At 54.2% G+C, this 520-nt stretch carries 1 pseudogene; it reads right to left on the bottom strand.

The features are described from left to right. Positions 1-501, bottom strand: a pseudogene (locus K6Y31_RS22130) (IS5-like element IS5B family transposase); the annotation flags it as partial. Positions 502-520 lie beyond the last annotated feature (19 nt).

A 520-nucleotide genomic window follows, 5' to 3' on the forward strand; every position in this document is an offset into this window, starting at 1 on the left:
GGTCTGATGCATCTCCGGATCGCGTTGCTGCTCTTTGTTCTTGGTCGAGCTGGGTGCCTCAATGATGGTGGCATCGACCAAGGTGCCTTGAGTCATCATGACGCCTGCTTCGGCCAGCCAGCGATTGATGGTCTTGAACAATTGGCGGGCCAGTTGATGCTGCTCCAGCAGGTGGCGGAAATTCATGATGGTGGTGCGGTCCGGCAAGGCGCTATCCAGGGATAACCGGGCAAACAGACGCATGGAGGCGATTTCGTACAGAGCATCTTCCATCGCGCCATCGCTCAGGTTGTACCAATGCTGCATGCAGTGAATGCGTAGCATGGTTTCCAGCGGATAAGGTCGCCGGCCATTACCAGCCTTGGGGTAAAACGGCTCGATGACTTCCACCATGTTTTGCCATGGCAGAATCTGCTCCATGCGGGACAAGAAAATCTCTTTTCTGGTCTGACGGCGCTTACTGCTGAATTCACTGTCGGCGAAGGTAAGTTGATGACTCATGATGAACCCTGTTCTATGG

This window comes from Motilimonas cestriensis, assembly GCF_021295315.1.
Lineage (GTDB): Bacteria > Pseudomonadota > Gammaproteobacteria > Enterobacterales > CBDFNC01 > Motilimonas > Motilimonas cestriensis.